The organism is Dongia soli (assembly GCF_034044715.1).
Classification (GTDB): Bacteria; Pseudomonadota; Alphaproteobacteria; order Dongiales; family Dongiaceae; genus Dongia_B; species Dongia_B soli.
In genome coordinates this window covers 271462-294591 of record NZ_JAXCLW010000003.1, presented here as the reverse complement: position 1 = coordinate 294591, position 23130 = coordinate 271462, and the positions used below count along the sequence as shown (strand labels likewise).

At 59.2% G+C, this 23130-nt stretch carries 20 protein-coding genes, 1 tRNA gene and 1 pseudogene; 8 read left to right on the top strand and 14 right to left on the bottom strand.

Annotated elements, in window-relative coordinates; genetic code table 11:
• Positions 1–103: 103 nt before the first annotated feature.
• The gene (locus SMD27_RS13470) at positions 104–2185 is read left to right on the top strand and encodes an acetate--CoA ligase family protein (protein ID WP_320508920.1); all 2082 of its coding nucleotides are present in this window, start codon (positions 104–106) and stop codon (positions 2183–2185) included.
• 48 nt (positions 2186–2233) lie between these two features.
• On the opposite strand, the gene SMD27_RS13465 is transcribed toward SMD27_RS13470, so the two are convergent.
• The 7 genes from SMD27_RS13465 to SMD27_RS13435 all read right to left on the bottom strand — a co-directional run bounded on the left by SMD27_RS13465 (position 2234) and on the right by SMD27_RS13435 (position 9585).
• The gene (locus SMD27_RS13465) at positions 2234–3997 is read right to left on the bottom strand and encodes an ABC transporter substrate-binding protein (protein ID WP_320508919.1); all 1764 of its coding nucleotides are present in this window, start codon (positions 3995–3997) and stop codon (positions 2234–2236) included.
• 101 nt (positions 3998–4098) lie between these two features.
• On the bottom strand, positions 4099–4371 hold the full coding sequence (locus tag SMD27_RS13460; protein WP_320508918.1) for a DUF2160 domain-containing protein: 273 nt from the start codon (positions 4369–4371) through the stop codon (positions 4099–4101).
• A gap of 24 nt (positions 4372–4395) precedes the next feature.
• Positions 4396–5193, bottom strand: coding sequence for a carbohydrate ABC transporter permease (locus SMD27_RS13455; RefSeq protein WP_320508917.1), 798 nt, complete (start codon positions 5191–5193; stop codon positions 4396–4398).
• Positions 5194–5201: 8 nt separating this feature from the next.
• On the bottom strand, positions 5202–6077 hold the full coding sequence (locus SMD27_RS13450; protein ID WP_320508916.1) for a carbohydrate ABC transporter permease: 876 nt from the start codon (positions 6075–6077) through the stop codon (positions 5202–5204).
• Positions 6078–6088: 11 nt separating this feature from the next.
• On the bottom strand, positions 6089–7189 hold the full coding sequence (locus SMD27_RS13445) for an ABC transporter ATP-binding protein (protein WP_320508915.1): 1101 nt from the start codon (positions 7187–7189) through the stop codon (positions 6089–6091).
• Entirely contained in the window at positions 7176–8288 is a 1113-nt protein-coding gene (locus SMD27_RS13440; protein ID WP_320508914.1) for an ABC transporter ATP-binding protein, read from the bottom strand. The genes SMD27_RS13445 and SMD27_RS13440 overlap by 14 nt, the downstream gene beginning before the upstream one ends.
• 517 nt (positions 8289–8805) lie before the next feature.
• Positions 8806–9585 (bottom strand): SDR family oxidoreductase, encoded by a 780-nt coding sequence (locus SMD27_RS13435; protein ID WP_320508913.1) that lies wholly within the window; start codon positions 9583–9585, stop codon positions 8806–8808.
• A gap of 188 nt (positions 9586–9773) precedes the next feature.
• Here SMD27_RS13435 and SMD27_RS13430 point away from each other — a divergent pair, with 188 nt between their 5' ends.
• Positions 9774–10682 (top strand): DMT family transporter, encoded by a 909-nt coding sequence (locus SMD27_RS13430; RefSeq protein WP_320508912.1) that lies wholly within the window; start codon positions 9774–9776, stop codon positions 10680–10682.
• 47 nt (positions 10683–10729) lie between these two features.
• On the opposite strand, the gene SMD27_RS13425 is transcribed toward SMD27_RS13430, so the two are convergent.
• The 5 genes from SMD27_RS13425 to SMD27_RS13405 form a co-directional block, all read right to left on the bottom strand.
• Positions 10730–10885 (bottom strand): DUF3309 family protein, encoded by a 156-nt coding sequence (locus SMD27_RS13425; RefSeq protein ID WP_320508911.1) that lies wholly within the window; start codon positions 10883–10885, stop codon positions 10730–10732.
• 502 nt (positions 10886–11387) lie between these two features.
• A complete protein-coding gene (gene ypfJ / locus SMD27_RS13420; RefSeq protein ID WP_320508910.1) occupies positions 11388–12290 on the bottom strand; it encodes a KPN_02809 family neutral zinc metallopeptidase in 903 nt (300 codons plus the stop codon).
• A 135-nt stretch (positions 12291–12425) separates the two neighbouring features.
• Complete coding sequence (locus tag SMD27_RS13415) at positions 12426–12893, bottom strand: flavodoxin family protein (protein WP_320508909.1); 468 nt, start codon at positions 12891–12893, stop codon at positions 12426–12428.
• A 39-nt stretch (positions 12894–12932) separates the two neighbouring features.
• A complete protein-coding gene (locus tag SMD27_RS13410) occupies positions 12933–14165 on the bottom strand; it encodes a bifunctional alpha/beta hydrolase/OsmC family protein (RefSeq protein WP_320508908.1) in 1233 nt (410 codons plus the stop codon).
• Between the two features lie 54 nt (positions 14166–14219).
• Complete coding sequence (locus tag SMD27_RS13405) at positions 14220–15116, bottom strand: LysR substrate-binding domain-containing protein (protein WP_320508907.1); 897 nt, start codon at positions 15114–15116, stop codon at positions 14220–14222.
• Between the two features lie 150 nt (positions 15117–15266).
• Here SMD27_RS13405 and SMD27_RS13400 point away from each other — a divergent pair, with 150 nt between their 5' ends.
• From SMD27_RS13400 to SMD27_RS13390, 3 genes and pseudogenes are all read left to right on the top strand, one after another.
• Positions 15267–16382, top strand: a complete 1116-nt coding sequence (locus SMD27_RS13400) for a porin (protein ID WP_320508906.1) — start codon at positions 15267–15269, stop codon at positions 16380–16382.
• Between the two features lie 204 nt (positions 16383–16586).
• Positions 16587–16925: a hypothetical protein gene (locus tag SMD27_RS13395; protein WP_320509191.1), complete on the top strand. Its 339-nt coding sequence runs from the start codon at positions 16587–16589 to the stop codon at positions 16923–16925.
• Positions 16828–17483, top strand: a pseudogene (locus SMD27_RS13390) (oxidoreductase). The gene SMD27_RS13395 and the pseudogene SMD27_RS13390 overlap by 98 nt, the downstream one beginning before the upstream one ends.
• Positions 17484–17576: 93 nt before the next feature.
• On the opposite strand, the gene SMD27_RS13385 reads toward SMD27_RS13390, so the two are convergent.
• Positions 17577–17651: transfer RNA gene (locus tag SMD27_RS13385), tRNA-Val, on the bottom strand.
• Positions 17652–17862: 211 nt separating this feature from the next.
• Between SMD27_RS13385 and SMD27_RS13380 the strand changes: the two genes are divergently transcribed.
• Positions 17863–18714, top strand: a complete 852-nt coding sequence (locus SMD27_RS13380; RefSeq protein WP_320508905.1) for a DUF3108 domain-containing protein — start codon at positions 17863–17865, stop codon at positions 18712–18714.
• A 24-nt stretch (positions 18715–18738) separates the two neighbouring features.
• Here SMD27_RS13380 and gph read toward each other — a convergent pair whose 3' ends face one another.
• Positions 18739–19395 (bottom strand): phosphoglycolate phosphatase, encoded by a 657-nt coding sequence (gene gph / locus SMD27_RS13375; protein WP_320508904.1) that lies wholly within the window; start codon positions 19393–19395, stop codon positions 18739–18741.
• A 114-nt stretch (positions 19396–19509) separates the two neighbouring features.
• Between gph and glmU the strand changes: the two genes are divergently transcribed.
• Positions 19510–20883 (top strand): bifunctional UDP-N-acetylglucosamine diphosphorylase/glucosamine-1-phosphate N-acetyltransferase GlmU, encoded by a 1374-nt coding sequence (gene glmU / locus SMD27_RS13370; RefSeq protein ID WP_320508903.1) that lies wholly within the window; start codon positions 19510–19512, stop codon positions 20881–20883.
• A gap of 58 nt (positions 20884–20941) precedes the next feature.
• A complete protein-coding gene (glmS, locus tag SMD27_RS13365) occupies positions 20942–22762 on the top strand; it encodes a glutamine--fructose-6-phosphate transaminase (isomerizing) (protein WP_320508902.1) in 1821 nt (606 codons plus the stop codon).
• The last annotated feature ends 368 nt before the right edge of the window (positions 22763–23130 follow it).

Here is a 23130-nt window from a genome sequence, read left to right as displayed (position 1 = left end):
GATAGACGGTTTATTGCAAATCCCCTATCTGTCACTGGATCTCCGGCCTTCCGGACAGCTCCAGAAGCGGGCGGCGGAGAAATCTCAGGGAAAGAGCACCTTCATGCCCGCACATCGTCTGGACCCTTTGTTGAAGCCAGCCAGCGTGGCGTTGATCGGGGCTTCGCCGAAGCCGGACTCGGTCGGCCGTGGCATGATCATTGCAGCGACGGCACCGGGAACGCCCAGCCGGATTTATCTCGTCAATCCGGCCTATCAGGAAATCGACGGGCAGCGTTGTTATCCGGATCTGGCGTCGCTGCCGGAGCAGGTCGATCTCGCAGTGATCGGCGTCGCCAATCATCGCGTCGAGGCCGCCTTGCAAGAAGCGGTGGCGGCGGGTGCTCGTGCAGCCACCTTGTTCGGCAGTTGCTACCTTCCGGAAGATCGCGATCCACCTTTGACGAAGCGACTGGCGGCAATCGCGCGCGCGGCCGGCATACCGATCTGCGGCGCGAATTGCATGGGCTTCTACCATTTGAAATTCGGGTTGCGGGTTTGTGGTTTTCCGCCGCCGGACTGGATCAAGCCCGGCCGGATCGCCCTCATTACCCATTCCGGTACGGTCTTTTCCGCGCTTTGCCATAACGACAAGCGGCTGCGCTTTGGCCTGGCCGTCTCATCCGGCCAGGAATTGGTGACGACGGCCGCCGATTATCTCGATTTCGCTCTGGCGCAGCCGGATATACGCTGCGTCGGCCTGTTCCTTGAAACGGTGCGCGATCCGGCCGGCTTCGTGAAAGCCTTGGAACGGGCACGGGAACGGCATGTCGCCGTGGTTGCATTGAAAGTTGGCCGCACCGCTGCCAGCGCCGCCATGGCCGCCAGTCATTCGGGCGCCGTCGCCGGCAACCATGCTGCCTATCGCGCCTTGTTCGATCGTTACGGCGTCATCGAGGTCGATAACCTGGACGATTTCGCCAACACCTTGCGTCTTTTTTCCGGCCTCCGCGACCTGGCTGCCGGTGGCCTGGCCAGCATGCACGATTCCGGCGGGCTGCGCGAATTGATGGTTGATCTCGCCGAAGACGCCGGCGTGCCGTTTGCGGAGATCAGCGCGGAAACGCAGTCGAAGCTTGCCGCCCGGCTCGATCATGGCCTCGATCCGATCAATCCTTTGGACGCCTGGGGCACGGGGCATGATTACGAAGCCGCTTTTGCCGATATGATGACGGCGCTCATGCAGGATCCGGCTAGCGCGCTCGGCGTGCTCTGTGCCGAAACGCGTGATGGTTTTCATCTGGTGGAGGGCTATGCCCGGGCCATGCGGGAGGCCTTCGCGCGCAGCGACAAACCGATCGTCATCAGTACCAATATCGGCAGCGCCGGCAGCGACGTCCTGGCGGCCGGACTGACGGCGGACGGCATCCCGGTTCTCAGTGGTATCGCCTCGACCCTGCGGGTGATCGGCAAGGCCATGACCTATCGCGATGGATTGCGGTTTCCCCCACCGAATCCGGCGGCGGCCCCGGCGGGCCTGCGGCAGAAATGGCAGGAGCGGCTGACAAGCGGCGAGGTTCTGAGCGAAGCGGAAAGCCTGACGCTGCTCGACGACTACAACATTCCGACTTTGCCCTTCGCTTTGGCAGAGACTGCATCCGATGCGGCATCAGCGGCGCGTCGGCTTGGCTTCCCAGTCGTCATGAAAACCGCGATGCCCGGCATTCTGCATAAATCCGATGTCGGCGGTGTGCATCTCAGCCTGCAGGACGATGACGCGGTTGCCGCCGCCTATGAGGATCTCACATCACGGCTGGGCGCCAAGGTACTGCTGATGCCGATGGCGGCGCGCGGTTTGGAATTGTCCTTTGGCGGGCTGCGTGATGCGCAATTCGGTCCCTTGGCGATGATCGGTGCCGGCGGCACATTGATCGAGCAGCTGAGCGATCGCCAATTTGCTTTGGCGCCGATCGATCGGCTGTCCGCCGGACGCCTGATCGAGCGTCTCTCGCTGCGCAAGCTGATGGGCGGGTATCGCGGCATGCCGGCAGTGGCAAAGACGGCAGTGGCCGAGGCTTTCGCGAATTTCTCGGTGATGCTGGCGGATCTTGGCGACCTGATTGCCGAATGCGATCTCAATCCGGTCATCGCTGACGCCGATGGCTGCGTCGCCGTCGATGCCTTGATCGTTCCTGCCAGGTCATAAAAAGGGCGGTATCGTTGCCGATACCGCCCGTCTCGGGGAGATAGAAGGTTACTTCACCCGGCCCTCTTTCCAGGCCTGCAGCAAAGTCTCATAGGCGACCGTCTCGCCTTTCGGTTTCTCGTTATCGAGCTTGGCTTTCGGCGCGCCCGGTGCATCGAACCATTCCTGAGCGCTTTTTTCCGCATTGAGCTTCGGCGCGCAGTTTTTCATGCCGGCCCGCTCCAGGCGCTTCAGGGTGCGGTCCATTTCCTTGGCGAGATTGTCCATGGCTTCCTGCGGCGTCTTCTCGCCGGTGACGGCCAAAGCGACATTCTGCCACCAAAGCTGCGCCAGCTTCGGATAATCCGGCACATTGGTACCGGTGGGCGTCCAGGCGACGCGGGCCGGGCTGCGGTAGAACTCGACCAGGCCGCCTAGCATGGGCGCCGCTTTGGACATCGCGTCGGTCTTCAAGTCGGATTCGCGGATCGGCGTCAGGCCGACCAGCGTTTTCTTCAGTGACGTCGTCTTGCAGATGCAGAACTGCGCATAGAGCCAAGCGGCCTTGCGCCGCACCGGATCGGACGAGGTCAGCAGGGTCCAGGAACCGCAATCCTGATAACCGAGCTTCATGCCCTCTTCCCAATAGGGGCCGTGTGGCGAGGGCGCCATACGCCATTTCGGCGTGCCGTCGTCATTAACGACCGGCAGACCCTTCTTGGTCAGGGCGGCGGTGAAGGCCGTGTACCAAAAGATCTGCTGGGCGATATTACCCTGGCCCGGCACCGGTCCGGCTTCCGAGAAGGTCATGCCGGCGGCTTCTGGCGGTGCGTATTTCTTCAGCCAGTCGATATACTTCGTCAGCGCATAGACGGCGGCCGGGCCGTTGGTGTCGCCGCCGCGGGTGATCGAGGCGCCTGCGGGTGCACAGCCCTCGACCCGGATGCCCCATTCATCAACCGGCAGGCCGTTGGGAATGCCCTTGTCGCCGGCACCCGCCATCGACAGCCAGGCATCGGTGAAACGCCAGCCCAGCGACGGATCCTTCTTGCCGTAATCCATGTGGCCATAGACCCGGACGCCATCGATCGTCTTTACCGTATTGGTGAAGAAATCGGCGATGTCTTCATAGGCCGACCAGTTGACGGGGACACCCAGCTCATAGCCGAACTTGTTGCGGAACTGCTCCTGCAATTCGGGCCGGCTGAACCAGTCGTGGCGGAACCAGTAGAGGTTGGCGAATTGCTGGTCGGGCAATTGGTAAAGCTTGCCGTCCGGCGCCGTGGTGAAGCTCTTGCCGATGAAGTCATTGACATCGAGCGTCGGCAGCGTGACGTCCTTGCCTTCACCGGTGATGAAATCGGAAATCGGAATCGCCTTGCCGTAGCGGAAATGCGTACCGATCAGATCGGAATCGTTGACATAGGCATCATAGATGCTTTTGCCGGACTGCATTTCCGTTTGCAGTTTTTCGATGACATCGCCTTCCTGGATCAGATCATGTTTCAGATTGATCCCAGTGATTTCGCTGAAGGCCTTGGCGAGGGTCTTGGATTCGTAGACATGGGTATCGATGGTTTCAGAGACGACATTGATATCCATGCCCTTGAAGGGCTCCGCCGCCTTGACGAAGAATTCCATTTCCGCCTTCTGCTCGTCGCGTGACAGGCTGGACGGCTGGAATTCCGAATCAATCCACTTCTCGGCCACGGCCATGTCGGCTTTCGCACGGATCGGCCATAGCAACCCGCCGACGGAACCGGACACCGCCAGGGCCGACGCCCCTTGCAACACCCGACGCCGAGAGACGAGCAATTTTCTTTTATTGCTCATTGATCCACTCCCTCATCCCTTCTCATTGCGAGACCGGATTTGTATGCCCGACAGGCGGAAGGGTTACCCATCGCTTCCGGTAGAGTGATGCGCCGGTCGCACTAACCCCAGCGCATGATAATGACGAGCAAGACAACGGCGATGCCGAGCGCCCACCAGAGCGGCGCGGTCAGCAGCATCAGCCAGACCAGATGAATATAGGCGGCCAGCAGCAGGCCGATAAAAAGCCGGTCGCCGCGCGTGGTAACGATTGGCAGAAAGCCCTTGCGCGGCAAAGAGGGCGAGACGACCTGCCAGATCGTCATGCCGAGCAGCATCAGGCCGATGACGACGAAGAAGATCGCCGTCGGCATTGTCCAGGCCATCCATCCCATCGTGATTTCCTCCCGTGCCGCTTGTTAGACGCGGCCCAGGGCAAAGCCCTTGGCGATGTAGTTGCGCACAAAATAGATCACCAGGGCGCCCGGTACGATGGTGAGCACGCCGGCGGCGGCTAGGACTCCCCAATCCATCCCGGCAGCGCTGACCGTGCGGGTCATGGTGGCGGCGATCGGCTTGGCTTCGACCGAGGTCAAGGTGCGCGCCATCAGTAGTTCCACCCAACTGAACATGAAGCAGAAGAAAGCTGTGACACCGATACCCGCCCTGATCAGCGGCACGAAGATCAGCAGGAAGAACTTCGGCAGGCTGTAGCCATCCATGAAGGCCATTTCATCGATCTCCCGCGGCACGCCGGACATGAAGCCTTCGAGAATCCAAACAGCGAGGGGGACATTGAAGAGCATATGGGCCAGGGCAACCGCCCAATAAGTGTCCAGCAGGCCGATCGTGGAATAGAGCTGGAAGAACGGCAGCAGGAAGACCGCCGGCGGCGCCATCCGATTGGTCAGCAGCCAGAAGAACATATGCTTGTCGCCGATGAAGCGGTAACGCGAAAACGCATAGGCGGCTGGCAGGGCCACCAGAAGCGAGAGCACGACATTGATGAGCACGTAGCTCAGCGAATTGATATAGCCGTTATACCAAGAGGGATCGGTGAAAATGATGGCGAAGTTGGCGAAAGTCAGGTGCTGTGGGAACAGGGTCAGCACGCTTACGATTTCCTGATTGGTCTTCAGGGACATGTTGAGCAGCCAATAGATCGGCAGCAGCAGCAGTAAGAAGTAAAAGACCAAAGCGACATGCCGCTTTCTCATGATATCCCCTATCCTTGCTTGCTGCGCTCGACGTTTTGCAATGCCGTGTAGAACAGGAAGCAGAACAGCAACACGATCAGGAAATAGATGATCGAGAAGGCTGCCGCCGGTCCGATGTCGAACTGGCCGATGGCCAGCTTGGTCAGATACTGGCTGAGGAAGGTTGTGGCATTGCCCGGGCCGCCGCCGGTCAGCACGAAGGGCTCGGTATAGATCATGAAACTATCCATGAAGCGGAGCAGCAGGGCGATGGTGAGTACGCCTTTCAGTTTAGGCAACTGAATATAGCGGAAGACGGCCCAGGCGCTGGCGCCATCGATCCGCGCGGCCTGGTAGAAGGCATCGGGAATTGCCCGCAGGCCGGCATAGCACAGCAAGGCGACCAGGGGCGTCCAATGCCAGATATCGATCACCAATACGGTTAGCCAGGCATCCACGGAATTGGCCGCATAGTTGTAATTGATGCCCATCGCATTCAACAGAAAACCGGCAAGCCCAATATCGGCACGGCCGAAGATCTGGAAGATGGTGCCCACCACGTTCCAGGGAATAAGCAACGGCAGGGCCAACAGAATTAGCGAGAGCGACGAGGCCCAACCGCTGCGCGTCGGCAGGCACAGGGCGATAGCAATGCCGAGCGGAATCTCCGTCAGCAAGACGCAAGCGGAAAAGAATATCTGTTTGAAGAGCGCGTCCTGCAGGTCACTGTCCTGCATCACCTCGGTAAACCATTCGGTACCGACCCAGACGCGGTTATCAGCGTCGAAGATATCTTGAACCGAGTAATTCACCACCGTCATCATCGGGATGACGGCGCTGAATGCGACGGTGACGAAGACCGGCAGGACCAGGAGCCAGGCGCGGTTGTCATAGATCTTATTCATGCGCTTTCTCCTCAGGCCGCGATCAGCCGGTCATCGGCATAAAGCCTGGTTCGGGCCGTTGGAAAGCAGAGTTGCGCCGGGCCGGGGGTGATTTCGACGGTCTCCGGCAGTTTCGCTTTCAGGCGATGCGTGCCCAACCGCGTCGTGGCGATCTTGAAATTGCCGAGGTCCTCGACGCTTTCAATGACGGTCGGGACACCGATCGTGCCGCTTGGCGTGGTTTCAGTCTTGACGACGCCAAGGAATTCCGGGCGGATGCCTAATTTCAAAGGACTGTTCGTCGCGGCGGCTTTTTGAGCGCGCTCGGGATCCAGCGGGATCCGGATATTGTCAATAACCGCTTCGTTTCCCTCGATTGCACAAGGCAGCAAATTCATGCCGGGACTGCCGACAAAGAACCCGACGAAGGTATGTGCAGGTTCTTCGAACAATTCCTGGGGAGAGCCCATCTGGACCACTTCACCGCCATACATCACCGCCACTTGTTCCGCAAAGGTCATGGCTTCGACCTGATCATGCGTGACATAGATCAGACTCAATTTGAGCTGCGCATGGATCTGTTTCAGCTTGCGGCGCAAGGTCCACTTCAAATGCTGATCGATGGTGGTCAAGGGTTCGTCGAACAGGATCGCGGCCACATCCGGCCGCACCAGGCCACGCCCCATGGAAATCTTCTGCTTGGCATCGGCGCCGAGACCGCTGGCGCGATTCTTGAGATCGCCGGTGAGATCGAGGATTTCGGCGATCTCTTCGACACGCTTTTGGATATCCGGCCGCTTCCAGCCGCGATTGCGCAGCGGAAAAGCGAGATTATCGAACACCGTCATGGTGTCGTAGATCACCGGGAACTGGAAAACCTGGGCGATATTGCGCTGCTGCGGCTGCAGCGATGTCACGTCCTGGCCGTCGAACAGGACCTTGCCGGCACTCGGCTGTATCAAGCCGGAGATGATATTGAGCAAGGTTGTTTTGCCGCAGCCCGATGGCCCCAGCAAGGCATAAGCGCCGCCATCCTTCCAGGTCATGTTCAGCTTGGGCAAGGCATAATCGTCGCGCGATCGGGGATTCGGTCTGTAGGAATGGCTGAGTTCGACCAGATCAATGCGTGCCATGGCCGCTTCCTTCACGAATATCTCCGATGATGGGCGCACCCACCAATTTGCCACCACCGTCAAAGGCATAAAGCCGGGCACGATTCAAGTAGACGGTAACCTGTGCGCCGAGGCCAAAGGGATGCACGCCCTCGACCTGCGCAATGAAGTTGAGCGGACCGTGGCGCAGATGCAGAAAGGTCTCGGAGCCGCTGATTTCTGCCAGGTCGACATCGGCAAGGGCCGGAATGGCATCTGCGCCGTTCGGGGAAAGAGAGACATGTGTCGCCCTAACGCCGATGCGGTATTGGCCGGCGGGCAGATCTGCCATATGCGCCGGCAAGCCAAAGGCGAGATCGGCGGATAAGTGCAACTGCGCCCCCTCGATCTTGGCATCCAGAAGATTCATAGAAGGATCGGAGAAGATGGTGCCCACTCGCGTTGACACCGGATGGTGATAGGTCTGCAATGTCGGTCCGAATTGCAGCACGCGCCCTTGATCCAGGACCATTGTCGAGCCGCCCAGCAGCAGCGCCTCGCTCGGCTCGGTCGTGGCATAGACGACGATCGTCTTGCGTTGAATGAACAGGTTGCGCATTTCGGCGCGCAGTTCCTCGCGCAGCTTGTAATCCAGATTGACCAGCGGCTCATCGAGCAGCAGGAGTTCGGCATCCTTAACGATAGCGCGGGCAATGGCCGTGCGCTGCTGCTGGCCGCCGGAAAGCTGTGAGGGCAGCCGGTCCAGCATCGGCTCGATATGCAGTAACGCAGCCGCCTCGCGTACTCGCCGGTCGATCTCCCTGGCGTCATGGCTTTTGCCCTGCCGCAAAGGCGAGGCAATATTATCGTAAACCGTAAAAGACGGGTAATTGACGAACTGCTGATAGACCATCGCGGCATTGCGTAGATTGACACCGAGGGCGGTGATGTCACGACCGTCCAGCAGTAATTTGCCGGCAGTCGGTCGGTCAAGACCGGCGATTAAGCGCAGCAGGGAGGTCTTACCCGACCCTGTCGGTCCCAGAACCACATTGAGGCCGCTCGTCAATTCGGCGGAGATATCCGCGAGATGCATTTCTCCGCCGACGGCCTTGCCGATGCCTTGCAAGCTTAATTGCATCGCTTCATTCCATCCTGCCTGCAGCCGGCATTGGCCGGTTCTGTGGAGCGGCGGATGGGAGGAGGGTGATAGACTCGATGATCTTGCTGAACATGCCTCCCCTTTCCACGCACGCTGGTCCTAATCAGGCAACCATCGGCTGGCTGCTTCTTTTGGTTGCGCCGACGCATCGCGCGAAAAATACGCTAACATGTGCGCTTGGTTGTCGCAATCGAAACCATTTAACGAAAAAATATTCGATTGCGAACGGTCCTCTGCGGTCGCGTCCTCAAAAATGTTCGGTATCGAACATTTAATCTTCGATGAGTCCTCACTCCACATGGCCAAGGAACGGCGCCGAGAGGCTATGGCTCGCGGCGGTCAGCCCTGGGACGGTGACTGGTGGACGTGGTGACGGGGGCGCCGGCTTTCGGGTCGATGCCTACTCATCGCCTACAATTCGAGGGGGCGGGGAGAATGCCCGAGCTTTCTTTGTCGGACATTCTCCAAACGCTTCCTATTCGGAATAAATCGGTGGCTAGAACGTGCCGGGATAAGTCCCGCCATCTAGCAGCAAATTCTGACCGTTTATATAACCCGAGGTCGCAGCGCAGAGGAATGCGCAAGCGGCGCCGAATTCGGCCGGCGTACCGAAGCGGCCCGAAGCCTCACCTTCACGCCATTCGTCATAGACTTGATCCACGGTCTTTCCCGTTGCCCCCGCTGTTGTAACAGCACCGGATTTCAGCCGGTCAGTGTCAAAGGATCCGGGCAGCAGATTGTTGATGGTGACGTTGTGCCGTGCCACTTGCCGGGCCAGGCCAGCAACAAATCCGGTCAGGCCGCTGCGCGCACCATTGGAGAGACCCAAGGAGGGGATGGGCGCTTTCACGGCCGAAGAGGTGATGTTCACGATGCGGCCGAAACGGCGGCTCGTCATGCCGTCGATCGTGGCTTTGATCAACTCGATCGGCGCCAGCATATTGGCATCTAACGCCTGCATCCAGTCGGCGCGTTGCCAATCGCGAAAATCCCCCATCGGCGGGCCACCCGCATTGTTGACCAGGATATCAGGATTGGGACAAGCCCGCAGAATGGCCTCACGTCCTTCGGATGTCGTGACATCGGCAATCACCGTTGTCACGTTGACGCTAGTCGCTGCCTTGATCTCCGCTGCTGTCGCTTCCAACTCGGCTTTCGAGCGGGCATTCAAGACGACCTCGACGCCTTCCTGCGCCAAAGCCATGGCGCAGCCTTTACCGAGGCCCTTGCTCGAAGCGCAGATGATCGCTTTGCGGCCGGCGATTCCAAGATCCATCGAGTGATTCCTTATTTCGTGCTTTGGACGCAACATTGGTAACGTAGCAGAAGGCGGGAACAAAGGATGCCCTCGCCACTTGCCATCCGGCACGCGCAGGCCCCTTATGCAACAAAGGCGGCGCGGCTATGATGGACTTTGTATCAGACTATATTCATAGATAAGGCGTCAGGGGAGTCCCGCGCCACATGTCCGCCACGCCACATCCGAATGCCACCCGGGGCCTATTGCTCGCGGCCTCGGCATATCTCATTTTTACCATTCAGGATGTCCTGGTACGGCTATTGGTGAAAGCCAATATCCCCATCTGGCAAGTGCTATCGGCGCGCAGCGCGATCATCCTGCTGGGATGCCTGTTCTTGGCAGGTCCGCGGGTCGTCGTCGACAGCATTCGAGCACCCAGCAAGTGGAGCCTGATTCTGCGCGGCCTTTTCATTCTTGGCGCTTGGCTCTGTTACTACACCGCGTCGAAGACACTGCCTTACGGCCAGCTTGTCACCATTTATTATGCGGCGCCCATCATCATCACCGTACTCTCGATCTTCATGTTGAAAGAAACCGTGGGGATCGGTCGCTGGTCCGCTTTGGCTTTGGGCTTTATCGGCGTCAGTATTGCCTGTGAGCCGGGCAGCGTCGGTTTCTCTCTGTCGGTTTGGCTCACGCTCGGCGCTGCAGTCTTGTGGAGTTTTTCGAACATCCTGCTGCGCAAAGCGGGTCTGACCGAAAACGTGTTGATGCAGATGTTCATGTCCAATGGGATTTTCTTGATTGGCTGCTTTGTGCCGACGCTCATTTTCTGGCAAGCAATGACGCCATTTCAATGGCTGTTGATCGCCGGTGTCGGCAGCCTCGGAGGCATCGCGCAATATTTGCTTTTCAAAAGCTTTCGCCTGGCACCCGCCTCGGCCATCGCGCCGATGGAATATTCATCCCTCGTATGGGCTTTCGGGCTCGGATATCTGGTCTGGGGCGAGGTGCCGAATAATGGAGTTTTCCTCGGTGCCGTCCTCATTGGTGCCAGCGGTGTCAGCAATCTCTATATCGAGCGATGGCGGCGAAAGGCGGAATTGCGAGCTGCCGCCTCGGCCATGAAATAGCGGAGGCGGCAGCCTGCGTACTTGTGTCGATGCCGCACAAACTCGGGTCAGATGTGACCGGTGGAAAGCGCAAAGATCAGAATCACGAGCAGCAGAACAACGATGCCGCTCGGCATGTAACCCCATGAGCGGCTGTAAGGCCAAGCCGGCACTGCGCCAATCAGCAGCAGGATGAGGATAACCAGGAGAATTGTACCAAGCATGAGAAGCTCCTTTTCAAGGCGTCACGACGTTGGCGTCACACCTTTTGGGGGGACGTCAAAACTGGCTCGATCAGGCCAAACGAAAGGTTAACTCAGGGCGATGCTGAGCCCCGGGCGGTCGCGGCTGCCGCACGATCGACACATCGAAAGTCCGCATAAAGCGGCATCAGCATCACAGGCCTTGATGCGATCAACGGAAGAACAGCCAGATAAGCAGCAGGACGGGGATCGGAATCCCCAAGAGCCATAATAGAGCATATCTCATTTCACCTCCCACGCGGTCGCGTCCGCGGCCGCACGCCGTCAGAGTCAAATCGAAAGACGTTAGATCAGGGAGATATTCCCGAATCTGGCATAGAAACATGAGCAGGTAGCCAGGGTTCCCGTTACAGTGGGTTCCGCTCTTCAATGATCTGTGACTCGGGCAAAAACGCTTGGTTTAAAGCGCGTTACGTAAAACCGCCTTTTCAAAGAAACGCGAGTGCGGCGTGGAAAGCCCCATCTACTCGAGCGTGCCGCTCGTATCGCAAACCGCGGGATCGCCACTTTTCCACCCCGTCTTGAACCATTTCACCCGTTGTTCGGAACTGCCATGGGTGAAGCTGTCGGGGACGACATAGCCTTGAGATTGTTCCTGTAACCGGTCGTCACCAATGGCGGCTGCCGCATTCAGGGCTTCCTCGACATCGCCTTCCTCCAGCAGGTTCCGCTCGCTGTCGGCGTGATGCGCCCAGACGCCGGCGAAACAATCCGCCTGCAACTCGATGCGGACCGAGAGTGCATTAGCGTCCGCTTTGGACAGACGGCTGCGTTGACGATCGACCTGATCGGTGATGCCGAGCAAATGCTGCACGTGATGCCCGACCTCATGAGCGATCACATAAGCCTGCGCGAAATCGCCGGGCGCGTGGAACCGGCGCTGCAACTCGTCGTAAAAGGAAAGGTCGATATAAACCTTGGAATCTGCGGGGCAGTAAAACGGGCCCATGGCAGCCTGGACAAAGCCGCAGGCCGATTGAATTGCGCCGGAGAATAGGACCAGGGGAGGATCCTGGTAAGTCCTCCCGAGCTGCTGGAAGAGCGCGTGCCAGGTGTCTTCGGTGTCGCCCAGAATGTGCGAGACGAATTCTTTCTTCTCGTCGGTTGTGGTTACGTTGTTGCCCGTCTCGCCTGGTTGCTGATTGTCTTCGGTCTCGTAGCCACCCGTACCGTTGAGACCTTGTAGCAAGGCGGTCGGATCGACGCCGAACAGCAGTGCCAACACCACAATAACGATCAGGCCCAATCCGCCGCCGATTCCAACGCCGCGCCGCGGGCCGCCGAAGCCGCCACCAAATCCGCCGAAACCGCCTGCACCACGCCGGTCTTCGACATTGTCACTGCGCCTGCCACGTCGCCACAACATGATGAAACCTCGCCCAGCGGTCCAGATACCTCGGTTTATGAGCGTTATTCTAGCAGGCTCCAGGAAATTCTCTAACAAGGGGAAATCTTGGACAGGGCACAAATTTTTTACCATAGAGTGGTATAGGGTGGGTTCCTAGATAACGCCGGCTTCGAGGCTGGCAGCCATGGTCATGCCGAGCTCGCGGCATTGATCAACGAATTCTTCCTGCCAGGGACCCCGACAAATGAGCGGCGGCTGGACGGCGCGCCACCGCAATCCGGTCACAATTGTTTCGACACCACGACGCGTTCCCGTGCCGTCATGACCGGCGCGGATATAGAGGGCATAGGGCTTGCCTTGGGTATCGTCGAGACAAGGATAATAGACACGGTCGAAGAAGTCTTTCAGGGCACCGCTCATATAGCCGAGGTTTTCCGTCGTTCCCAGAATAACGGCGTCCGCCCATTTGACATCCAGTGGCTCGGCGTCGAACGGGATAAGCGCGCGCAGTTCGACATCGGTAATGTCGGGAAACGATGCGCCTTCAACCACAGCTTCTCGCAACCGCCGGGTATTGTCGGAGGGAATATGGGCGACGATCAAAAGCTTCTTTGTTGCCATCCTCTGCTCGATGCTCTCGGATCCCTCGCCGCCTGGGCCTTAAGCCTCCGCGGGATCGATGCTGGTTTCGATCCGTATATCGGAGGTCAGGGTGCGATGCACGGGGCATTTATCGGCGATCTCCAGCAGGCGGCTCCGCTGCGCCTCATCCAGCGCCCCTTCGAGACGAAGCTTGCGTTCGATGAGATCGATCTTTTGCTCTGACTTTTCGCATTCGGCGCAGTCGAGCGCGTGGATCTTGCTGTGGCGCAGGGTGACCTCGACATTTTCCAGCGGCCAGTTCTTCTGTTTCGCATAGAGGCGCAAGGTCATGGCGGTACAGGCGCCGAGGCTGGCCAGAAGGAGATCGTAAGGGCCGGGGCCGCTATCTGTGCCGCCAACCTCCACCGGCTCATCGGCGCGCAGGAGATGCCCGTGAGCTGAGATTAACTGCGGGAACTTGCCTTCCCCGGCGCCGGTGACGACGACGGTGCCGGGCGCGGCGATAGGTGCCTTAATCTGCGGCCCCTCTGTTGCGAGATAGCGCTGAGCCCAGGCAGCGATCATGCCGGCGACATAAATCGCATCCGGCCGCTTGGAAAGGAAGTGATCGGCGCCATCGATCGCGATGAAGGTCTTGGGATGGCGCGCTGCCTCAAAGATCGACCGTGCATTGTCGAGGCCGACAATCTGATCGGCGGTCGAATGAAAAATCAGCAAAGCGCGCCGCAAATCGCGCAAGGTGTCGGTTGGTCGATGAGTGAGGAGGTCATGGAGAAATTCGCGTTTGATGGTGAAGCTGCGGCCGGCGAGACTGACGGTCGAGGCACCGTCTGATTCGATATCTGGAATCGCATCTGCAAAAAGATGGCGGACATGTGCGGGCTCGAAGGGAGCATTGACGGTCGCGACACCAAGACACTCGGGAATACGCAGCGCCGCCTGCAGCACGGCCGCGCCACCCAGGCTATGTCCGATAAGAAGTCCTGGCGCCTGCAATTCATTGCGCAGGAAATCCGCCGCCGCGACCAGATCCTCGACATTTGACGAGAAATTCGTATTGGCGAAATCACCCTGGCTGTTGCCGAGCCCGGTGAAATCGAAACGCAACACGGCAATCCCCATTTCGGCCAAGGCGGTGCTGATGCGCTGGGCGGCGAACACGTCCTTCGAACAGGTGAAGCAGTGTGCAAAAAGTCCCACCGCTTTTGCTGGCCCAACCGGCCGGTCGAGCCGCCCTGCCAGCAGATCGCCTTGTGCGCCCCGAAATTCGACCTTTTCCGAACGTGTCATCCCGACCTTCCTTTTATTGACCGATCTGGATGATAACGCAGATAAAGCGGAATGTTATGACCGTGATGCGCAATCCTTCGTCCGCACGATCTCCAGGAAGTCATGGAAGGCAGACGAGGATTCGTTTCGGCGATACAAAGCCAGCAGCGGATGAGAGGGCGGGCGGTCGCTGATCGGTTTAACCACCACGCCTTCGCGTCCCTGGCCGGCGAGGGAAAGGGGCACGAGGCTGATGCCAAATCCCGCGGCAACGGCGCCAAGCGCAGTTTCTGGCTGATCCACTTCCATCGCGATTTGCAACTTGATACCGGCATCCTTACACAGCCGGCGCAGATAATCGCAGAAGTTCGGCTGCAAATGTCCACCATAAGCGACAAACGGTTCATGCCCCAGCAGATCGAAGGTGACCGACGTCGCCTTGGCCAGCGGATGAGTGCTTTGCAGCGCGATCGCCAGGGTGTCGAACTGCACCACCTCCTGCTCGAATTCATCCGTCTCGATGCGGGGGCGCAGAAAGCCGATGTGAATGCGCCGGTCCCGCAAGGCGGTCACTTGCTGGTCGGCGCTCATCTCCGTCAGGTTGATTTCAATTTTCGGGTGTTGCTGGCGAAAGCGACAAAGGATCTTCGGTAAAAAACCGTACATTGCCGATCCAAGGAAGCCGATCCCAATCCATCCAGCGTTGCGCACGCCGATCCGGCCGGCGCCATCCAATGCGCGATCGAAGGCGACCAGTATTTCGCGAGCTTCCTCTCGCAGGAACTGGCCTGCTTCGGTCAGTTTGAGAGGATGTGTGCTGCGATCGAAAAGAGATGCGCCGATATCGTCTTCCAGGTCGCGGATCTGCCGGCTGAGAGGAGGTTGTGCGATTCGCAAGCGCTCCGCCGCGCGGGTAAAATTCAATTCCTCTGCGACGGCGAGAAAGTAACGTAGATGACGAAGGTCGGCCATATCATTTAGGTATCAAATCAGATAAACTAAATCTTAGACATATGGACAGCAAAGCGCAACAAAGCGCGGGGAGTCCGTCCAGACTTCAACATCAACGGCGATGCTTCCGATGTTCCCCAAACATCGACATCGTCAATATTGGGGATTTGAATGAAAAAGGCTTTGTTGGGTACCTCGGCCTTGTTGGGTGTCGGTCTTGCGGCCAGCCCAGCTTTCGCGGCCGATGGCATCAAGCTGTCGCTTGGTGGTTTTTTTCAAACCGCCGTTCTGGCCAATTTTGACGATGACGGTAAAGGCGATCTAGGTCACGGCCGTTATGACTACGGCGTTTTTAACGATAGTGAAATTTATTTCTTGGGCGAGACGACACTGGATAACGGCGTGACGGTCGGCGTCCGGGTCGAATTGGAAGCAGAGCAAAGCAACGACCAGATCGACGCTGCTTATGCTTATTTCTCCGGCGGCTTGGGTGAACTCCGCATCGGTTCGCAAACCGGCGCTTTGGAAACGATGTGCGTGACGCCGGTAGGCGGCACCGCCAATTTCGGCGCCTTCTCACAAGACCAGGTCATCAACAATGCCTTCAGCGGCTTTTCCGCCGGTATCTGCGAAGGGGTCGATAGCTTTCGCGGCCAAGAACGCAGTCAGAAGATCGTTTATATGACGCCGAATTTCAGCGGCTTCCAGCTCGGCGTCTCCTGGTCGCCCAATGGCGGCCACGAATCCGGCGAGGTGACCGATTTCCACAGCGGCATGCCGCATTCGGTCGATGGCGAACAGCGCAATGTCGTCGATGTCTATGCCACCTATAACAAGGATTTCGACAATTGGTCGCTCTCCTGGGGTGGGGGTGGTTCCTGGGCTTTGAGCAGCGGAGGCAACAGTCCAAGCCACAATAAGGGCGACTTCTATCAGACCGCGTTGAACCTGACATTCGGGTCATTCTCGGTCGGCGCCGCCGGCCAATATTATGGCGACGGCATCGCTGCCGATCAGAATGGCTGGGTTGCGGGCGCCGGCATGGCCTACAAGCTCGATGCCTGGACCTTCGGCTTGCAGTACAGCTATAGCGATTTTGAATTCATTGCCCCCAACGTCGATCGCCGGATCAATACCGTTGCTCTCACGACCAATTATGATCTGGGCCCGGGTATCGCGATTGATGGCACGTTGCAATATGCCTGGGCACATGCCGATTCGGAGGACGAAGAGGCCCATGGCTACGATTCCTTCGGTATCGGCCTCGGTACGTCGTTCAATTTCTGAGGCCCATGATTGACCACAACCTGAGACATCTCGAGCAGGACGTGGCGATACGGCCGCGTGATCTTCGGATCGCGCGGCCGTTCTTCTATTCGGCGTGACATAAGAATCGCAGCGCAGCCCACCCCACCGATATTCCTGTGGGGAATTTCTCCTAGTCGAACCGCCCGGCTACCCCCTCCGGTCGTGCGCCGTAACGTAAGGCGCATGTTTCAGCGGAAACATATCTCGCGATTCAAGGAGGAACTGCAAATGTCATTGCAAGCCAAGCTCGACGCCTTCAAAGCCGATTTCGAGGCCGGCGAGCCGCCTTATAGCGTGCCGCGCTCGGTGATCGAGACGATGCATCGTACGACCGGGGAGCTCATTGCCTCCGGGGCCGCCGAACGGGCGCTCGGTGTCGGCGACAAAGCGCCGAGTTTCACGCTCAAAGACCCTGGAATTCTCCGTGCCGCGTGCGCTGGAGCGGCACGAAATTCCAGGCATTGTCGAGGAATTCAAGGCCAGCGCCGAACGCGCTTTGCGCGCGGGTTTCGATGGTGTTGAGATACATGGCGCACCGATGATTATGGCGGACCCATCGAGAACCGCGCGCGCTTCATGCTGGAGGTCGCGGATGCGGCGGTTTCCGTTTTAGGGCGCGGATCGTGTCGGCGTCCGCCTCGCGCCGAGCGACACTTACGGCTCGATGTCGGACAGCAATCCGGCGATGACATTCGGTTATGTAGTCGAACAGCTCGATCGCCGCGGGATCGGCTATCTCCACGTCATCGAACCGCGCATCAAAGGCATCGAATTGATCGCCGAAGGCCAGGAGCCGGTCCAGCCGTTCACTTGCGGCCGAAATTCTCCCGCACTCTGATCGCAGCGGGTGGATTCGACCGGGATTCGGCAGAAGCCATCGTGGCGGCCGGTCATGCTGATCTCGTCGCTTTCGGCCGCAGCTTCATCGCCAATCCGGACTTACCCGAAAGGCTGCGCCGCCGCCTGCCGCTGAACGCTTACAACCGATCGACCTTCTATGGTGGCGACGCGTGCGGTTACACCGACTATCCGGCTTACGGCCGGGCGATGGTTGCGGACATGCCCACTCTCGGACAATAGGCACCCACCTTTGCAAGGGACCTCGTCGAGACAGACTGCCGCCGCTCAGACCTACGTCGTGCTTTAACCTTCTGTAATATATGGAGAATCAGATGGTGGGTGCGACAGGGATTGAACCTGTGACCCCTACCGTGTGAAGGTAGTGCTCTCCCGCTGAGCTACGCACCCGGGTCATCAATGGCCGCGATCGCCGTATGGCGAGCAGCGCATGCGGCGGTTCTTTAGCGGGGAGCGGCGCGGCTGTCAACCGCTGGCGGCATCGTCCGGCGCCGCAGCCGGCGAAAAGCGTTTCACATCCTCCTGACTTGACAAAGGCGCGCATCGTGGAGATTTGAAAGTCTTGCCAATCAAGGCATTGGCCATCGTCCAGGAGAAGTGCATGGCGAAACAATGGGGTGAAGGTCTGGGGCGGCGAGCGGCCAGCTTCCTGGGAAAACGGCTGTCCCTGTTCATGATCGTCGCCGGGATGGCTGCCCTGCCGGCGAGCGCTTTCGCCAAGCCGACGATCCTGACCTATGTGGGCTATCTAGCGGGCTTTCCGGTTATCGATCTCACAGTCACGGTGGACGTCCCCGTCGCGGCGGGCGCCGTTGGCGCAGCGGCCGGCTCGGGGACTTACCAGGTTGATGCCGTCATGGCGACCAGCGGCAATTTCGCTGCGCTCTATCCCTACCGGCAGGAGATGAAAGCTCAAGGCGGCATGGTGAAGGCCAAACCGGTGCCCCAGCAGTTCCACTCCGAAGCGACGATCTGGCAGCGCCGCGAAACCATCAGCCTAGCTTATGGCGCCGGCGGACAGGTGACCATCAGTGCCACTCCGATGAGCCAGCAGGCGCGACAGGCGGTGCGCGAAGGCTATGCCAATGGCACGATGGATCCCGCCAGCGCGGTGGTGGCGCTTGTGGCCGCTTTCAGCCAGCGCCAGGATTGCGGCGGCGCCTATGCGGTTTTCGATGGTGTCAGGCGGTACGACATCATGGTCGAGAAAACGGGCGGCGCCACGGTCAATAAAATGCAGCGTTCCGTCTATCAGGGACCCGCTACCGAATGCAGCGCTGTCCCCAAACTTGTCGGCGGGTTCCAGCAGGCGGCCGTTCAATCGCAGCTCTATCCGCAAAAGGCGCGGCTTTGGTTGGCTCCGGCTTTGAAAGGCTTTCCGGCCGTTCCCGTCCGTATGTCGGCGACCAATGCCTTTGGTGAAATGGTCCTCGATCTGGTGGCGATCCAATAGCGGCGCTGTCGAAGCGCCGCTTCTCTATGTATCAAGTTGTCGCAACACATCCGGCAGATCGGCAAAGCGGGTGAAGCCCGGCGTTGCCGCCACCTCGGCCATGCCATAACCAGAAGGCAGAATCAGCGCCGGTATGCCGGCCGCTTGAGCGCAAGCGAAATCGACGGCGCTGTCGCCGATCATGACCGAGGTTTCGGTCGTGCCGCCCAATTGCTTGATGGTGGCCCACAGCGGTTCCGGCTGGGGCTTGCGCTGTGGCAGCGCATCACCGCCAATCACGGCTTCAAACACCTCATCGATGCCGCCGGCTGCGAGAACGGCATGGGTAGCCTTGGTCGGCTTGTTGGTGCAAACACCCAGCCGGCAACTTGCCGCTTTCAACCGGCGCAATGTCTCTGCCACGCCCGGATAAAGGGTGACCTGCCGTGTCGCGTAGCGGTCATAAAAGACCATGAAACGCGGCATGATGTCGGCCACGGTTATGGTCAGGCTCGCGGCCGCCAAGACCCGCTCCATCAGCTTGGGGGTGCCATCTCCGATCATTTGCTTGATCCTGGATAACTCCACCGGCGCGGCACCCAGTTCCGCCAGCATTTGGTTGACGGCGGCGGCGATATCGGGCGCGCTGTCGACCAGAGTTCCATCCAGGTCAAAGACTAAGGTGTGGCGTTTCTGAGGCATATCTGTGACCTGACCGTTCTTGTCCATTCGGTGCTTGGAGCCAAGCCGGGGATATGGCATTTTCCGCTTTATCTCAATGACTTTTGCGGGACACCCGCTGGAGCCGCCGATCCGATGCCGCAGAATTCATCGTTGTCCGTCGCTGCCATCATCCTTGCTGCCGGCCAGGGCACCCGTATGAAATCGCGCCTTCCCAAGGTCATGCACCGCATCGCCAATCGCACAATGATCGGCCATGTTCTCGATAACCTGACGCCGCTGGCGCCAATTTCGGTGACGGCGGTGATCGCACCGGGAATGGATGACGTGGCCTGCGAGGTGGCGCCGCATAATATCGCCTATCAGACCGAAGCCTTGGGCACCGGTCATGCTGCGAAATCCGCGCGTCAGGCTCTTGCCGATACGGGGGCCGAAACGATCCTCGTCCTATTCGGGGATTCGCCTTTCGTCTCGACCGCGACATTGCGGAAAATGGTGGAGCGCCGCCAGGAAACGGATAAGCCGGCAGTGGTTGTTCTCGGCATGCGTCCTGCCGATCCGACCGGCTATGGCCGCATCATCATCGAGGCCGATGGCAGCGTTGCGAAGATCGTCGAGCATAAGGATGCCATTGCGGCGGAACTGGCCGTCGGCCTGTGCAATTCAGGCGTGATGGCGATCGATGCCGCTGTCATCTGGTCGCTGGTCGAGCGCATCGGCAATGACAATGCCAAGGGCGAATATTATTTGACCGATATCGTTGCGCTGGCCCGGCAGGCCGGCCGGCGCTGCGCCTGTGTCGAAGCGCCGGCAGAGGAATTGCTGGGCGTCAACAGCCGCGCCGATCTTGCCGCCGCCGAGAAACTCTATCAACACGCCCGGCGCCATGCAGCGATGAGCGAGGGAGTGACGCTGCAGGATCCAGAGACGGTCTATTTCAGCAGCGATACGAAACTCGGCCGCGATGTGGTGATCGGACCCAGCGTGGTTTTCGGTCCCGGGGTCAGCATTGCCGACAATGTCGAGATTCGTGCTTTCTGTCACATCGAAGGGACATGCATTGCCCAGGGCGCGGTAATTGGTCCTTTCGCGCGCCTGCGGCCCGGGAGCGAGATCGGCGAGGATGCGCATGTCGGCAATTTCGTCGAAACCAAGAACACGAAACTGGGCGCCGGCGCCAAGGCCAATCACCTCACCTATCTGGGTGATGCCGAGGTTGGCGCAAAGAGTAACGTGGGAGCCGGGACGATCACCTGTAATTATGACGGCTTCCTGAAAGAGAAGACACTGATTGGGAAAGGTGCTTTCATTGGCTCCAATTCCTCTCTGGTGGCGCCCGTCAAGATTGGCGACGGCGCCATCGTGGGCGCCGGCAGCGTCATCACGCGCGACGTTGCCGCAGATGCCTTGGCTGTGGCGCGTGGCGCGCAGGTCGATAAGCCGGATTGGGCCGTACAGTTTCGTAAGGCCAAGGCGGCAGAAAAGGCCGCGCGTAAAGCCAAAGACTGACGGCAGGATACGTTGAGTATGGGGGCTCTTGATGCGACAACAGGAGAGCTAGAACAACATGTGCGGCATCATCGGAATTCTCGGCAAATCGCCGGTCGCCTCGCTTTTATTTGATGGTTTGAAGCGTCTGGAATATCGCGGCTATGATTCCGCCGGCATTGCCACACTTGTGGACGGCCGGATCGATCGTCGTCGCGCGGAAGGCAAGCTCGGTAACCTGGAAAAGCTTTTATCTTCTGAACCGCTGAGCGGCACAACCGGTATTGGCCATACCCGTTGGGCAACCCATGGCCGTCCCAATGAGGTGAACGCCCATCCGCATGCCACCGAGAAGGTCGCCGTGGTCCATAACGGCATCATCGAGAATTTCCAGGAACTGCGTGACGAGCTCCGCGCGGCCGGTCATGTCTTCGTCACCGAGACCGATACGGAGACCGTGGCCCATCTGCTGACGCATTATCTCGATCACGGCAAGACGCCGGAAGAAGCGATGTCGATGGCGATGACCCGTCTGCAGGGTGCGTTCTCGCTGGCCATCCTGTTTGCCGGGCGGCCGGACCTGATGATCGGTGCGCGGCGGGGTTCGCCTCTGGCGATCGGCTATGGCAATGGCGAGATGTATCTCGGTTCCGACGCGATGGCACTGGCGCCCTTCACCAGCCGCATCTGCTATCTGATGGAAGACGACTGGGCCGTCATCACGCCGGAAGGCGCGACGATCTATAACCAGGATCGCCTGGTCAATCGCGAAGTCAAGCAGACGGCGTTGTCGGGCGCCCTGATCGGCAAGGGCAATTATCGCCATTTCATGATGAAGGAAATTGCCGAGCAGCCGGCGGTGATCGGCGATACGTTGCAGGTTTTCTTGAATCCGCTGGAACGCCGGATCGAGTTGCCGGCAATGCCATTCGATTTCGCAAAGCTCAGTCGGCTGACCATCGTCGCCTGTGGTACCGCCTATCTCGCCGGCTTCGTCGCCAAATACTGGTTCGAGCAGATCGCGCGGCTGCCGGTGGAAATCGATGTCGCATCGGAGTTCCGCTATCGCACCGCGCCGTTGCCGCCGGACGGCGCGACCCTGGTCATTTCGCAATCGGGCGAGACAGCCGATACGCTCGCCGCATTGCGCTATGCCAAAAGCGAGGGCAACAAGATCATTGCCGTCGTCAACGTTCCCGAAAGCACAATCGCGCGGGAGGCAGATGTCGTCCTTCAGACCCTGGCCGGGCCGGAGATCGGCGTTGCCTCGACCAAGGCCTTCACCACACAGCTCGTCGTGCTTGCCACGCTGGCAATCGCAGCGGCGCGGGCCCGCGGCGCCATCGATGCCAAGCGAGAGGGCGAGCTTTCCGGCGCGTTGATCGAAGTGCCGGCGCGGGTCTCGGAAGTTCTCAATCACGATCAGCGATTGAAGGAAATCGCCCTCAAGGTGGCGGAGGCACGCGACGTCCTGTTCCTGGGCCGTGGGACATCCTATCCGATCGCTTTGGAAGGGGCGCTGAAGTTGAAGGAGATCTCCTATATCCACGCCGAGGGCTATGCCGCCGGCGAGATGAAGCATGGGCCGATCGCTTTGATCGATGAAGAGGTCCCGGTCATCGTCGTGGCGCCGTATGACGACCTCTTCGACAAGACCGCCTCCAATCTGCAGGAAGTGCGCGCCCGCGGCGGACGTGTCGTGTTTTTCTCCGATGCCGAGGGTGTCGCCAAGCTGGGCGGCGACGCCATGGCGGCTGTGACATTGCCCAAGGTCGATCCTTTTGTAGCACCGATCCTTTATGCCGTGCCGGTGCAGCTCCTGGCCTATCATGCAGCTGTGGCGAAAGGGACTGATGTCGATCAACCGCGCAATCTAGCCAAGAGCGTGACCGTCGAATGAAGTTGTGATCCTCAAGCGTGGCGTCACCTGATCACCACGCTAGAGGATCAGCGCTTTCCCGCCCCTGGATAAAAACTGCCGCACATCTAGCTCCCCGCTCGTAGAGGCCATGTGAAGACCAATAATGCTAATGGTGCGGCAGATTCCTTAATTGGGCCATCTTTGGTTTTGTTGGCCGCAATTATTTCTCAATCTTTCAAGCGCATGATTGACCGATGCCGACCCGCTCGATATTGAATTTGGTCGCTGCGATAACAAAAACCGCCGGTAGTTGAGAGCTCGACCTGCCGCAGGGCGGCGCTACAATCGCCGCTGCTTGCGCGCCGGGCTATAAAACGCTGGTAAATAAAAAATATCCCGCAGGAATC